The sequence below is a fragment of the Pelodictyon phaeoclathratiforme BU-1 genome (assembly GCF_000020645.1).
Lineage (GTDB): Bacteria > Bacteroidota > Chlorobiia > Chlorobiales > Chlorobiaceae > Chlorobium > Chlorobium phaeoclathratiforme.
Genome location: NC_011060.1, coordinates 268838 through 283480, shown reverse-complemented (window position 1 = coordinate 283480; position 14643 = coordinate 268838). Strand labels below are relative to the sequence as shown.

At 48.7% G+C, this 14643-nt stretch carries 11 protein-coding genes and 2 pseudogenes; 6 read left to right on the top strand and 7 right to left on the bottom strand.

Annotation, left to right across the window (positions count from 1 at the left end; all coding sequences use genetic code 11):
* Positions 1 to 5: 5 nt before the first annotated feature.
* Positions 6 to 416, bottom strand: coding sequence for a 30S ribosomal protein S12 (gene rpsL, locus PPHA_RS01440; protein WP_012507113.1), 411 nt, complete (start codon positions 414 to 416; stop codon positions 6 to 8).
* A 533-nt stretch (positions 417 to 949) separates the two neighbouring features.
* On the opposite strand from rpsL, the gene PPHA_RS01435 reads away from it, so the two are divergent.
* From PPHA_RS01435 to PPHA_RS01420, 6 genes and pseudogenes are all read left to right on the top strand, one after another.
* Positions 950 to 1225: a transcriptional regulator gene (locus PPHA_RS01435; protein ID WP_012507112.1), complete on the top strand. Its 276-nt coding sequence runs from the start codon at positions 950 to 952 to the stop codon at positions 1223 to 1225.
* 209 nt (positions 1226 to 1434) lie between these two features.
* Positions 1435 to 1545: pseudogene (locus tag PPHA_RS16675) on the top strand (clan AA aspartic protease); the annotation flags it as partial.
* Between the two features lie 164 nt (positions 1546 to 1709).
* The gene (locus tag PPHA_RS16460; protein ID WP_012507111.1) at positions 1710 to 1973 is read left to right on the top strand and encodes a hypothetical protein; all 264 of its coding nucleotides are present in this window, start codon (positions 1710 to 1712) and stop codon (positions 1971 to 1973) included.
* Positions 1955 to 2005 (top strand): annotated as a pseudogene (locus PPHA_RS16670) (hypothetical protein); the annotation flags it as partial. The gene PPHA_RS16460 and the pseudogene PPHA_RS16670, both read left to right, overlap by 19 nt.
* A 216-nt stretch (positions 2006 to 2221) precedes the next feature.
* Positions 2222 to 2446, top strand: a complete 225-nt coding sequence (locus PPHA_RS01425; protein ID WP_223293952.1) for an addiction module protein — start codon at positions 2222 to 2224, stop codon at positions 2444 to 2446.
* Positions 2443 to 2745, top strand: a complete 303-nt coding sequence (locus tag PPHA_RS01420; protein ID WP_012507109.1) for a type II toxin-antitoxin system RelE/ParE family toxin — start codon at positions 2443 to 2445, stop codon at positions 2743 to 2745. Before PPHA_RS01425 ends, PPHA_RS01420 begins: the two co-directional genes overlap by 4 nt.
* Before the next feature lie 123 nt (positions 2746 to 2868).
* On the opposite strand, the gene PPHA_RS01415 is transcribed toward PPHA_RS01420, so the two are convergent.
* From PPHA_RS01415 to PPHA_RS01390, 6 genes are all read right to left on the bottom strand, one after another.
* A complete protein-coding gene (locus tag PPHA_RS01415; RefSeq protein WP_012507108.1) occupies positions 2869 to 5616 on the bottom strand; it encodes a phospholipase D-like domain-containing anti-phage protein in 2748 nt (915 codons plus the stop codon).
* A 3-nt stretch (positions 5617 to 5619) separates the two neighbouring features.
* Positions 5620 to 7536 carry a hypothetical protein gene (locus tag PPHA_RS01410; protein ID WP_049759871.1) on the bottom strand — a complete coding sequence of 639 codons (1917 nt, stop codon included), beginning with the start codon at positions 7534 to 7536 and terminating at the stop codon, positions 5620 to 5622.
* A gap of 66 nt (positions 7537 to 7602) precedes the next feature.
* Positions 7603 to 9315 (bottom strand): IS1634 family transposase, encoded by a 1713-nt coding sequence (locus tag PPHA_RS01405; protein WP_012507107.1) that lies wholly within the window; start codon positions 9313 to 9315, stop codon positions 7603 to 7605.
* A 152-nt stretch (positions 9316 to 9467) separates the two neighbouring features.
* Positions 9468 to 10598 (bottom strand): DUF1156 domain-containing protein, encoded by a 1131-nt coding sequence (locus PPHA_RS16130; RefSeq protein ID WP_049759870.1) that lies wholly within the window; start codon positions 10596 to 10598, stop codon positions 9468 to 9470.
* A 5-nt stretch (positions 10599 to 10603) separates the two neighbouring features.
* Positions 10604 to 11212, bottom strand: coding sequence for an anti-phage-associated DUF3780 domain-containing protein (locus PPHA_RS01395; protein ID WP_012507106.1), 609 nt, complete (start codon positions 11210 to 11212; stop codon positions 10604 to 10606).
* A complete protein-coding gene (locus PPHA_RS01390) occupies positions 11212 to 14325 on the bottom strand; it encodes an anti-phage-associated DUF499 domain-containing protein (RefSeq protein WP_012507105.1) in 3114 nt (1037 codons plus the stop codon). The genes PPHA_RS01395 and PPHA_RS01390 overlap by 1 nt, the downstream gene beginning before the upstream one ends.
* Positions 14326 to 14643 lie beyond the last annotated feature (318 nt).

Sequence of the window (14643 nt, the reverse complement as noted above, 5' to 3'; positions counted from 1 at the left end):
CTTATCTACCTTTTACCCTTACCCTTGACCGGAGCTGGCACACCAGCTTTCGGCTGTTTGGCTCCATACTTCGACCGACTCTGCTTACGATCAGCCACACCGGACGTATCCAGCGAACCACGCACAATATGATAACGCACACCAGGAAGATCCTTTACCCTGCCGCCACGAATCAGAACAATTGAATGCTCCTGAAGATTGTGACCTTCTCCCGGAATATATGCTGTGACTTCTATCTTGTTGGATAACCTTACACGCGCAACCTTCCGTAACGCGGAGTTAGGCTTTTTTGGAGTTGTTGTGTAAACACGAGTACAAACCCCCCGCTTTTGCGGGCACTTCTCAAGCGCCGGAGACGCTGTTTTTGAGGCTTTTACACTTCTTCCGAGCCTGATAAGCTGCTGAATCGTCGGCATACTGAAACTCTCTTTCTTTTTAAAAAACCCCTGATTACAAAAAACGCAATGCAATGCTTAAAAATCCATAAGGACAGACAATGTAAGCGAATTATGAAAAAAAACAAAACCTAAATGAATATATTTCGCCTTCTGATGAAAATAATCTGCACCATCCCTTAACCCCCGCCAGAACAGGCAAAACAGCCGGTTCAGTGGTCTGCGAAACTTCCTCTTATATTATATACCACTACCGATCCATGATGGAGAAGCCCTTCTTTCAACAGGTAATCCGGCAAAACCCGGAGCGCTTTGTGTGTGGGCTGTCGCAATCAAGCGCAGATTTTATTCAGTCTGTTGAATTATTCACTCAATAGACTAAGCAATATTTGAATAACATGAGCGATTCACAGGCATAAACAAAATATACAACTTCCTGCATCCCAAATAGATAAACTCATCCTCCAAACCATATAACCGTAATGATAAATCACAAATTATCGTTATGACAAGTAGAGCTACACCACTATACCCCGCTTTGTCGCCGCTTTTCCATGCAGACCGTCTGTGCAAGGGCCAACCTTTCACGTCCTACGCTCTACAAAATTGAGACTGGTGACCCGTCGGTTGCTATCGGCTTCTACGTTCAGGTGCTTCGCGTCCTCGGACTGCTTGCGGACTTGTCGTTGATCGCCAAAGAGGACGCACTTGGCCGTCGCCTGCAGGACGAATCGCTTCCCCAGCGGAGAAGAGCGCCACGCAAAAAAGTACCAGCAGGAGCGAGTGATGGCGAACCAGGAAGCAGCGCCATTTTTTCGCCTCAGCCATGACCATGCGTCACCATACCGACACCGACGATGCCAGTTATCTGGAACTGGCAGAACATCTATTCCCCGTGAAGCCCCCGTCAAACGCCACCAAAATCGGCCACTTATTTTAATGACTGTCGGCTCATCCAAAGTGCCTATATTACCGAAACAAATTCCTGCTTTTTCCCGATTATGCTGATTGAGCTAAACAGTGTCAGGTATGAGAGCAAATACTTGGCGCCATTCCAATGGAGGATATGGACTTGGTCATCATTCCAAACACTCGAACCTTAAGCGTCAATCCAGGAAATCCGAATATTGCGACCTCAATAGCAAAGTAGAAGCCTGGCCATTCACTGAAGCTGACAGGCGGGTAATCCAGCAGCCTGGCTCTATCGTTTTGCAGACACAAGAGTATCCGTTTACATAAAACACACCCAGGTAATGAGTTAAAACAATACCAAATTGAACAGGTCGTTGAGGAACTGAAATCAAGGGGACTTCTATGAAAGACGTTCTGGTCTTTAAGGACTATACAGGATCGGTACACTTCAATGCAGATGATGAGGTGTTTTTTGGCAAGATCGAGGGAATTGAAGATCTTATGTCATTTGAAGGCGATAGTATCATTGAACTGAAAACAGGATTTGAAGAGGCTGTAAACGATTATCTTGAAATATGTAAAAACAACGGCGAGAAAAATAAAATGGGAGACTTGATGTCCGAATTGCGCCAGACATCCACCAAAAAGCACCAAGGCTTGCTTTGATGAAGGAAATGTCTTTAAACCTGTTCATTTAAAAAAAGCGGTTGAAGAAGAGGTAATTCGTGAAAGTAGTAATGTGTAACTCGAAGGTGCAGAACAATCTCTCCGACCGGTAGCGTATTGAACGCATACGTTTATCAAAACTAATCGCTGGCACAGTGTTTGGAAGCAGTTGAAAACGACCCATTTTTTAATCCGTACTCGTCAGGCAATGATAACCTCAACAATTAATAGGAGATACTAACATGCCAATGACAATAAAAAAAATTGAATCAGAAGCACTCAATCTGGATATTCACTCCCGAGGCAGTCTCGTTGGCAAACTGCTCTTGAGTCTGGATGAGCCAACAGTGTCGGAAGTCGAACAACTTTGGCTGGATGAAGCAGAAAGGCGACTTGATGATTATCGTGCAGGGAAGGTTCACGGTATTTCTGGTAACGAAGTATTCAAAAGAGCGATAAGCGAATTGTCATGAACTATGAATTCTTGCCGGAAGCAGATGAAGAGTTTCGGGAGGCTTCCCGCTACTACGAAAATGCAGCTCCCGGAGTAGGCTTGGCATTTATTGCGGAAGTACATAGGGTAATATCCATAGTAATTTCCAATCCCCTTGTCGCAAAACAAATAAGAGGCACTATCCGCAGCAAAGTACTCCTTCATTTTCCTTATAGCTTGTTCTATTCCATTGAATCCGATTTAATTTTGATAGTCGCTGTAGCCCATCAAAAAAGGCGCCCAACATACTGGCGAAGCAGATTAAAACGTATGGAATGAGACGTTCACCCATAGTACACCTCTATAATCATATCCGATAACTCTCTTGTGCAGTGGCGATACCAATATGCAATGCCTCCTCTTCGCTTCTTGTCGCTACAGCTTGTTCAACCACATCCAATTTTACCATCCCCTCTTCCCCCAGGGCTTGCTCATAACGGCGTTGATATCCTTTTGCGACAGCACACGGGCACACTCCTCCCAGCGGTCATCTTCGCTCTTGATGGTACTACCCCAAGTGGTCTCAAAGATATTCGCGACCTGTTTGCGCATATGGAGGTGAGTGTCTGCAAGCTTGACAAATCCCTCAATGTTGTCTATCCAGTCATCCTCAATACAATCAGGTAATCCCCCGAAAATATCGTAGCGCTCTTTCATCCGTTCAGATATTTTTGCGTAGACATCTTCATCACGTGTGGCATGATAGGTGAGGTTGAGCATATCCACGCTTTTGCGAGCCTGACCAAATCGCTTGATCCGCCCCAATCGCTGTTCAAGTCTGGCTGGGTTCCAGGGGAGATCAATATTGATAAGGGTTCCAAGTGTCTGCAAGTTGAGTCCTTCACACGCGGCATCGGTAGCGACAACCAAAGAAACTTCCCGCTCTTTGACCATTTTTTTAATACTGTCGCGATTGATTGAGACAAATTGATCCCCTCGATAGAGCCCGCTTTTCCCCGCGCCTGCATAGACGGCAACAATCTGCTCAGGGAAAAGTTTCGCAAGTTCCAGGGCAACCCAATTGACGGTATCATAATATTGGGAAAAGACGATGCAGCCCCACTCGTTCCAGCTCTTCCCTTCGCTTTGAAAATGTTGCAGAAACCATTTCACCGCCCTAAGCTTGGGATCAACCGCCTCACTTCGGGATAACTCTTCAAGGATGATGTGCAGATATGAAATTTCAGCTTCTGTCAATGTTTCAAGGACACTGCGCTCGACTTTTTGTATGTCGTCATCGTCGTGTTCATTGAGCTGCTTCTTGAGCATCCTCGTCACGGTCAGTTTGCCAGACTCAAAGGATGAACATATTCGCTGCAAAAAGATTGACCGCAACAGTTGAGCCCCTTTTGTCCGCTTACTGAGTTCCGAGACAAAGCTTTCCGCAGCCTGATAGGCAAGCTCGAACGGGTGGTTGGTCATGAGGCCAATGCCCTGAAATACCGCTCCAGTATAGGTGCCGGGCCGGGCATCAGGAATCGGGTGAACACTGACCGCAATTTTATCGAGGAGACCCGCATTTTCAAGTGCTTCACGTCTTCTTATCACCACATGCCGAATGAATGGATTATTGCGATGAAAAAAATCAGTACCAAGAATTGACTGCAGATCCATTTTTCGGGTCATGAGAGCTAACGATTCCGGGGCTGCATCGGTAAAGAATTTGGAATCCGGAATACCAAGATCGGTGCGAATCATTCTGACCAGACGGGCTGCACTCTGATCCATCATGGGTGTTTCTCTTGCCGGAAGCGGTGCGCGAAGAAGGTTCCATGCCGTCATTTCATCTGAAACAACCTCTTCGCCGGTCACCAGTGGCACTGTTTTTTCCCAGTCTCGCCATGAGGAGACATAATCGCGTCCCATCACAAATTCCGCCCCCTGATTGAGAAGAGCAACAAGATCCCATAGCTCACGAACGTCGGTCTGAATCGGTGTTGCCGTTCCAAGCAGAACATGCTTCGAGTTCTTCACAACTTCCCGCATGAACGCCAGCAGATTATTTGGTTCCTGCTCTTGCTTCAGCCCGCCTCTGACACGCGCCTTGTGAGCTTCATCCAGTATCAACGTCCCAAATCTGAGATTCCTTAAAATACCAGCCTCCTCGGAGTCATGCACAATCAGCCCTGTTGAAACAATGGCAATTTGATAAGGGGCGTGGGCAATATCTTCTGCACCTCGTGAAGGGACGGGCCGTCCATCCGGTGTTAACCAGTGTTTGGCGTTGGAGACCCAGACCGCACTTGGAATGCCCAGCCAGTCATTGATCTCTGTCTGCCATTGCAGGGTAAGCGTCGCAGGGCAAAGAACAAGGACCGGGCCATCACCAAGCAGGGCGGCAACAAGAGCGGCAGTAGCCATTGAGAGGGTTTTGCCCAATCCAACCTCGTCAGCAAGAAGCAGCCTTATTTTTCCAAACACGTTACGGTGTTGGAGAAAGCTTGTGACAAAGGAGCGCTGCCAGGGCTGCAATTGCTCACCGCCACGGTAGATCGGCGATTCAATCATGGCCGCCGCTGGTATCTCCTCCGGCTTCAGATCGGCAAAACTCACCTCAACTCGCTCACTGATGCGCTTTACCTCGGTGATTATGGCATCCGGCAGATCGTGACCCAGTTTCCACAGTGCATCGAACTCCTGCTCCACCCAGTCGCACCCTTCCGCCGACTGGTCTTCCCATAAAATTTCATGGTTCTTTGAGAAGGCTGCCCGGCTATCGTTGACCGACCCGAGAAAGCAGGTTCGCTGCCCGTTTGCCAGTGTAATGAGCCCAGCCTTGCCATGAACAAAAACGGTGTTTTTCGGAACAACCTTGATGTGCACCCGCCCCGACAAAAGCAGTTCGTAGAGCTTTTTGTACTGCTCCCGGTGCATCAACGCCTCTGTTTCCACCGGCATCTGATTCCACCGCTCTTTCAGCGCCGCTTCCCGTGCTGCCTTGGAGACCATGATATCATTGGGGTCAAGTTCGCTGTTACAGATAATGCGAACATCAGGGATATGTTCAATCTCCTCACCAACCAGCTCAAAGATGGATGAGCGAAAGTATCCGGCAATCCGTTTGTAGGAGCGTGCATTGTGAAGTTTTTCGGCAAGGAAAACGTGATCAAGCCGTTCACGCAATGAAGAAAATCTTCGGATATCGCCCATAGCTCAGCAGGTTCCGTCGTTACGAATCAAGTCACGCAAAATCATGGCACACCGGCTCTCATCATCACGGATACCGACTGTTTTTTTCGAGAGATAATCAGCAAGAGCGATGAGTTTGTCGCGCTTCTGGTAGTACTCCAGAGCAAGCTGACGGAACTGGTTCAGAATATCGTCCGATGAGAGCTTGTTTTCGAGAAGCAGATAAATGGCATAGAGAATGCTTCGGGTTGCGGTCAATCCAAACGCATCCGAACTGCTCATTCCGCGCTTGCCGAAGATCTGCGCCGTTTTAAGGGCGGTCTCGTTCGCTTTGGTGTCGCCAATCAGCTCCGAAAAATCGGCCACCTTGAATGCCTTGGCAAAGTTCTGATAGTTGGAAAGCATGTGTACACCGCGACTCTCCATATCAACCATTTTCAGGTAGAAGCGCTCTGTATTGCTGAGGTCATTCCACACCTCACGGCTTAACCCCTGGGGCACAAGATGCTGGTTGGCCAGATCGACCGCGAACTCAATAAGCTCATCGACCATGGTTTTTTGCCCCTTCACACGGGGACGGAGAGCCTCCTGAGCCATATCAACTCCGTTGATGGAGCCATAACGGGTAAGCACCCGCAAAGCAGCAGCATAACCCGCCATCTGGATATCGGCATCCTCAAAGAGGTTTTCTTCCCGATAGAGCGCTTTGGCATTTTCGTTCAGCCCGGTAAGAAAGAGCACCTGACGCTCCACCTCATCAATCAATTCATAGGCAATTTCATCCCGGGCACCGTCAAGGTTATCAGCCCGCTTGCGCAACACCAGCAGAATGGTGCCTTTCACATATTGACCGCCCCTCAACTCGCTATCAGTTTCTGTGACGACATACCAGGCAGCAGTAACCTTCAAGCCAGAAGCCCAAACAATGTTTGCCATATCCGCCCAGATTGAACCGCTTTGATGGGTAAACATGATGATCTGCAAGCCATTGTCCGGCATATATTCGGCCATCCGCTTGTAGGCGTTGATCATGCTGATTTTAAAGTCATGATCTTCCCCCTTGATCGCCAGTTTACGACGGCTGTCCCATATCCAGTCAGAGAATTCAGCCGGGGGATTTTTTCGCAGCCAAGCGATGAAGAATTCGAGAATCTCCTCGTACTTCACTGCATCACCGTAGGGAGGATCGGTGATGTAAATGTCGTTTATTGTTTCAATCTGGTCCGCAGAGAGTGTCTCTATCGTAAAACAAAGCCTATCATCACATGGAATAGATTTTATGTTTTTGCTCAAAACACCAAACATTTGATCTATAGACCGAGTTCCATAGTTGAAAATTGTATTCAATGCCTGATTATAAAAAGCATTTGTAGGGCTATCACTTGCCCCACCTACAAATTTCCCGCTTCCATCTTTAGCAATACGCCGCCCAGATGTAGCCCATCGACACAATTTACTGGTATAATCAAGGGCTCCAGAAAATAAGACAACCAATTCTGGTGAAGATAAGGCTCTTTTAATCAGAGCCAAATAAAGCAATTGACGACTTGGCCATAGGTGATGCCAATGAGTCCATCCTCGCTCACGATATAAGCGCTCAGTTTCATCACCTGTCTCAATCCGCATGTCCGGCACCCAACCCTTTTCCTGCCACTCTGCAAGGTGTTCCTGGACATAAGCGGTAACTTTTGCCTCTCGTTCCAAATCATCCAGAGTAACACTCCTGAATTCTATTTCTGACCGGCTTGTGGCATAGTCCTTAAACCACTGAATTGCATAGAGCCGTTCATTGAAAATATCATCATCACGGAAGACAATGTCTGAAACACCCCACTGCCGAAGCCGGTTCCGATTGATGCGCTTGCCATTGACAATCTCATTGTAATCACCGCGAATACTTGAAATTTTGTTGCGGTGTTCAAAACCATTGACAGTATGCACTAAACTCTGGTTCTGATAGGTGCCGTTTTCTGCATGTATCCTGAAAGTAGGATAAAGCGCACACTATCATGAGGTCACTCCCAGATATTTCAGGAACAGCCGATCTCTGGCTACGGATTCAGTAGACCAGCGGTAGTTGCCCATGACAGTTCGTACTTGAGTCGTCTCAATGCAATCGAACCAATCCAGAATCTGAGCGAGAGATCGTTGCTCAAGCCACTGTTCCAATTTTTTTTCGAGATTGACAAGTGCTTTGGTTTTTTCGCTTCCGTTCTTTCCAAGCTCTGCCCGCATTTCCTTGATTTTCTTGGTCAGGAAGCAATGATACCCCAGTGACACAAACTGTACGAATTGCCTTCCCCGCAGGTTGTCTGGATGCCATGTGCGCGGCCTTGCTCCATCAAGGCCTCCCTTCACCACGGCGAAGATCTCCTCTATTTTTTCACGCAATCGATAGTCTGCCAACGCTGTGAAGGTCTTCATGGCCTGATTGCTGACGAGCGCAAAATAGCCGAAGTATTTCGTCGCTTCGACAATGGCCTTGTCGTTGAAACCGACCCTCAATTGTCCACCACGCCCCTTTTTTGAGCAGATCAGATATCGCTCGATTTTTCGTTGCGCAGATTTCGTGAACTCCATCACCCCATCTTCTACTTGAGCTTTGAGTTCAAACAGCTCCTTGCGGAAGTCGAGCTGCTTCTTGGTGTCGCTGTTAGGGGAATAGAAGACATGGACATAAAGGCGGCGCACGAACCTCTCTTCTTCTCCGCTCAGCTTGCCGTTTCGCGACAGTTGGCGCACTCGACCGAACTCGTGCATTCTCATCGCCGTGGCGCCGCAAACCGACGGATCAAACTGGCAAGTGCTCGACATGCCCGCCAGCGTCTCCCGAAGCGCATCCACCGTCTCGCGAACCCAAGTGATATTGGGGTCAACCAGAGTAAGGAATTTCATGTTGCGCAAGGCGAATTTCATCATGTTCCCCTCACTGTAGTAGCCGTTATCGGTAACGATCAAGGGTTTCTCAAGGTTAAAGCACTTGAGTTGCTTCAGGGTGTTCTCAATGGATATGACGTCCGGAACATTGCCAGGCTGCTTGGCGAATGCTAACGGCTCGCGTTCCTTTACGGAATACAAGGTTAGAAGCTTGATGGTTTTCAGTCCGTCACCATCCTTATTGAACCCATGCCGTGCTTCCGACTGGTTCTCGGAGTAGGTCGATATCGTGGTCGAATCAAACGCCAGCACAGGTGCCTTGCCCAGGCGATCCGCCCGGAAGGAGAAGTAGCGCTGCACGCGGTCTTCGTCGCACCCGACACATTTGAACAAGTCACTGTAAACGTCTTCAGTGATAACTTCGCTGTAGGGAAGGGAGTGCATTACCTGCCAACCCTCAAGGCGTGGCAAGGTGTTTCCGCCGGAACCGATCCAGTAACGCGCAATAGAGAGAATCTTGGCAGCGTCGCCCTCGCTGAACGAAGAACGCACGTCATCGTCAATGCCGGAGGCTTTACCGACCCACTCCAGAAGATCCGTGAGGCCACTGTGCCTGCGTAGCGCACCAACCAAGCCCCCTTCATTTTTGCTTTTTTTCGGGCGTGTAGGGATTATCTCCTGTGTTCCCGACTTGATTTTCCCTTGGAGCTTCTGACTGACGGTATAGGTCTTTCTGGTTCGTTCATTATAGCCTGTAACCCGCTCATAGATGTAAATATCGCCATTCGGGCGCCTTTCACGCCGTTCGCCAACGTGAGTTTTTCCAGTTACTGGTTTAGACACGGGGTATTCTCCTTTTTAAAGTGTTTTCCTTATTATACATACGTACACGTTAAAAAGCAAGAAAAAAGCGCGGTTTTTCTAAAAAAAACACAACTTCTCCGGAAAAAACACAACTTTTTTTGAAATAGTGCTCAGGTGGCGATCTTTTTTAGTTAATGTGTGCGCTTTATCCGACTTTCAGGATGTATCAACTCTTCAGCAGTAACATCATATTCAAGCGCAATATCATAGCGTTTGTTAACCTTATCCGGGAGCAATTTCGCGATGACTCTCTTTCCTTTGCTCACAACCAGCGTTGGCAAAACAGGCACTTTCCAGCCAGAGGTTGGACAAGTCACCTCAAGGCAATAGAGATAGACCTTCCCCCGCCAACCGTTGCCATCAGTTTCAATTCCAAGAGCATCAATCTCTTCCTTGACTTTCGCCGCAAGAGCAACCTGTTCATCATCAATCTGTTCACGCTCTTCTGCACTGGCGCCAACAATATTGAAGGCGCCCCAGGTCAGCATACAGGCAACCGGGTTGAGGTCAGAGGCATAGACATCACAGCCGAGACGGGCCGCTTCAAAGGGAATCTGGCCTGATCCGCAAAAGGTATCGGCCACACGAGGGCGATGGCCAAAACGCATAATGCCAAGCTGTTCGACCAGCTCAGGAAACGATGATGCCACCGTGCCAAGATGCTGATTGACACGGCTCCAGATATGGGTATGGAGGTTATCAAACATCTCCTCTGCCCGCTTTGCATTGCCGATGCGCTCTTTGTAGGACTCTTTCGGGAGAAGCGGCAGACACACGCGGTGCAACTCGTCAGGGTTCACATCACTGCGCCAGTGTACCTTTGCGTACTTGGCAAAACCGTGCTTGTCGTAGTATTGGTAATCTTCAATCCTGAAAGGGGCTGACATCGGGAGCTGACCTTCCGGCGTTACCCGTACATGCTCCTCGATATCCTCAATCTCAAGCGTTTCAACGGCAAGTTTTGCGGATGGCAGCCCCCTGCGCTTCGAGACGGAGAGGTCATCCATCCCCATCAGCAGCTCAAAAATTTCAAGATCTTCTTTCGGGTTTTCTGTAGCAGGCAGCAGTGCGCCTAAAACACAGGCACGGCCAAGCACAAGGGGTTTTCGCCCTTTCCAGTATGAACCAAGTGCCGTGAGCGTTTGCCCTGAACCGGCCATACGCTCTTTATAAATATCAACGGAGAGGCGCTGCACTGGCAAGAGCGTTTCAATCAAGGCCGGTGCCTCTTTAAGGCTGAAGGGTATAACTGCACTCGACATATTGCTCAATCATTGCTCAATGAATCAAAAAGACCGATGGAACGGGGATCATTTTCAGGAACTTTTTTCTTTGGTTTTGGCTGGGCTTGGCCATCCGAAAGCGCCAGATACAAAGCCTTGCGCCACCCCCTGCCGGAATCTTCAGCCAATCCACCTTCTGCGGCAGTCACCGTGTAGAGCCACCACCGTTCTTCGGGTCGCAACGCTCTCCATTTTCGGCAGATAACCTCTATCTCATCGTCATTTGCAGCATGTTCAACGGCCCAGACAAGCACACAAAGCTCTTTGCCAAGCATACGGTCAAGGTAATTGTCCTGGGGTTTCCATGTTGAAATTGATACTTTTTTGGAGCGAAGCCGGGCGTTGAAGTCGCGTTTGGCCGTCTCTGCAACGAGCTTCCATTTTGAACGGGGAAGCATGGCACGAATTTCAAAGTCGGGCGTTCCGTTGATACCAGCGAGATAACCGTAATCTTCCTGAACAATAATATTACCGGTCATGCCAGCGGGAACGATAACCCTGAAAACATGGGAGCCATAAGCTGAGGGCGCCCCAAAGCCAAGGTATCTCTTTTTTGCCGAGGGGTCGAGGCCAATCAAGTTGCTGTTTGTCATCACGCCTCCTGCCATTCGCTGCTTTTGTAGTGATGCCCGATTTTTTGCGCAAAATCAATCATATCCTGCCCTGTCTGAAAACGGGCATTTCGGAAATGGATCGTCAGAGAAGCGGTCGGCGAAAAGTCATCAATGACCGCGCTCAAAAGATGCAGCAGCTTTTCGCCTGAAATGGGTTGCCCCATTCTGTCGAGCCTGCCAGCCGCTTGGCCATGTTGCACACTGATCTGCACTTCATCAAAAACAACGTTTCGCTCACTTGCCTTGTTGAGCGCCGAAAAAACAAGCTCTCTCGAATTCAGTGTCACACCGTTTGAAACCGGAAAAAGTACGGGCAGCGTGAGAGGCGGCTCCTTTGCAACACCGCGCCCGCTTCCAGGATCACCAGAAACGATCTGGTAATCTGCTTTTTTCTCAAGGCCGCTCGCTTCAGCAAAAATCAAAAGCCGGCGGGGTTGGTTATCAACTTCAAAGGGCCCAGTGTACTCTCTGCCATTCCGGGGTTCTGAACCATCAAGAGTATATCGAATAGTGTCAGCTCTTGGAAGCACCGGAATACGTACGGTGCGTACCTTTCCAATTTCAGGGGTTATCTCCCACTGTATTTTCAGCTCATTTTTCCAAATTTTCGGCTGACCTGTCTCAGTTTTTCCCGAATAATCAACCGCCAGAAATGCCACGGTCAAGGCATCTGTTACCAGCTTCCGGTCATTGAGCTTTGGGCTCTCGGTCGAAACCTCTCCATTTTCTGCATAGTGAACATGGGTCGTTTCAGGATTGGAGTTAAGAACGGTCACCTCCAGCATTATTTTTCCGGCATCATTCATTTGCCCCAGGGGAAGAACCTGAACGCCGGAGACCTTGGGTTTTGGTTTTTTTGAGATCCACCCATTTTGCAGGTCTTCCCAAAGAGCCTCAGTGATAGCCCGCTGTTTGATTCTCTCCAGATCGCCGGGCACAAGAAAATACATGGAGCAGTTGGATTGCGCCCGATCCCTGATATCTGACCATGCCACTTCATCCTGATTTTCAAAGAGGCGCTCGATACGGCTGCGGACACCACTGAACTTTGTACTCTCCACCCAATCAACGTAAAGCTTGACCGGATCTTTGGTGAGTGTTGCAATAATCTGGTTTTCACCATCCGTTGTATTTCCGGTATGCTCCAGCGGTCGGGCCTCAAGTTTTGGCTCCAGCCCTGGGCGTTGCGAAGGAAAAAGGAGCTTGTCAAAGAGTGACTTGACAACACTGTTGAACTGATGTTCATAGCTCGCTTTAAGATCTTCAAATTCCTCCCATTGCGGGTCTCCTTTCTTTACTTTCCCCGTAGTATTCGCCTGGCCGACAGCATAGACCTGACGGGCAGCTTCATGCAATTTGCCAACCTCAAACGATTTTTCGCCGGTGAGCACCAGCAGATTGTTTTTTCGTACAAGCGTTGAAAAAAGCTTGCCAACCTCTTCCGGTGGCAATTTTGAATCTGGCGAAATGATTGCGAGGACGCGGTTTACCTGTACCTCCTTTTCAATTTCATCAATACTTGGCAGGGCCAGCACTTTTTGATAGGCTCTTTTGCTTTTTGGTTCGAATGCCTCTCGCAGACGATGTGCAATCAGCTCTGAAACTTTGGGTTCAGGCGCTCGTGCAGCAAGACCGGTAAGCATCTTGGTGAGGTTTTCGAGCTTGTCAAAATAGATGCGACCTTCGGCTGATTTATGGAGATACCAGCTTGATTTTGTAAGGTTTTCACAGGCCTGCTGGTAAAAACTCAGATCAGCATTCGGGGTGGCGAGGCATTCAAGGGTTTCCGAGAGGGTAAGGCCTTTAACCGGATTGACCGCCGTTGAGAGGCTTGAAACAAGAAGCAGATTGGCAACCTGAGCCGCAGCGTCGTTGCCTGCATTTGCATCAATGGTTTGAGCATGGGCGCTGCCATCGGAAGAGTAGATATCCCTTGCAACCGCATCGTCGAGTCGTGAGATGGAGATGATTTTCTCTCTCACCTCATCAATGGAAAGATCAAAGTGCTGCGGGCCGATAAGCATGACATCGTTTTCTTTCCGTTCCCAGACCGACTTTAACAGCCGTGAGGCAAGCTCCAACAGGCCACGCGTCTGCTGAAACTCCTTGTTTTCCTTGAAGAGGGCAAAAATGTGTTTCATCTGAGGGTGAAACGGATAGGTCTGCTCCACTTCAGAGGCGAGTTGCTCCGGCGATTTCTGTTGCTCAATGGTTTTTGAGCGCTGCGCCTGCTCTATTGCCTTGCCGAAACTTTCAGCGATATGGGCAATTTGTGCGTTATCCGGCAGCCGGGAAAACAACCTTTTTTTGAGAATTGCGTAGGTTTCATCCCCCGACAGATCAACCGGGGTAATATTGAACTCTATTCGATTCAGCTCTTTACGAGATGATTCAAGCGCAGCATTGATAATTTGGGTGCCTTCGGCGTAACTGGCTTCCAGATCGGAAACAATGATACAGATGTTCTTTTTGCCGCTCGAAGCCGTAAGCAGGTTGGCAAAGGCTCTCCCTGCAATATCCGCAACCGTCCCGCTGCCGACAGCCTGCGTGCGATAATAGCCAAAGTACGTCGGCATTTCATCCAGCAAAATGAGAACCGGAGCCTCTATGTTGTCAAACAAAGCCTGCCAGTGCTCCTGCCCCGGTGACTCTGTCCCCGCTTTAAAAAAACCTTCAGAGCCAAGCTGCGCCGCAATTCTCCCCCAGAAATAATCATTAGGCTGCTCACGACCATTGAAAAAGGCCACTTGAGCCGCGCCAAATGCATAACGGGAGGAAGTTTCAGGAAAAAATTCCGTGCGGAGCTTCGGGTGGCGAGCAAGAAACGCCATCGTTTTGATCAGATGGGTCTTTCCTCCACCCATTGCCTGCTTCAATCGGAAAACAGGCCGACCACCTGAAGAGCCAGAAAGCCGCTTAAACCCCTCATTCACCAACTCTTTCATCCCGTTGGTCAGGTAAGAGTGCTTGAGGAAGAGCTGGCCAGCCGCAGCGTCAATAGAGTCATTGTCGATTCGCTCGATACTGTCGCTGATTCTTATCTCCAGCGCTCCTTCATTGAGCTGGCAAATATCCTTTACGGTTGGAAGCATAATGACAAGGCTGATTTATGACCGATATTGTGCTGTGGGGCACCTTGAACTGGTTGCAATTTCAGTAGTTACGGTAACGATAACGAATGGAAGCTGTCGTTTTTTGAACTACAGCCTGTATAATACGAGATTTTGCCTTTAGTTGGACGGGGTTCAATTAATAATGGGCATGAAAAGAGGGTTGGAATACCATTATCATGGCGTTAGCCGCAAATTTTATGTAGCTTCCAACAGCAAATCAAGCCAGAAAATGGTGGTACAATTTTGCCGGAATATTCAACAATGTCAAGTTCATTCATCAATAGGTTAAAAAAACAC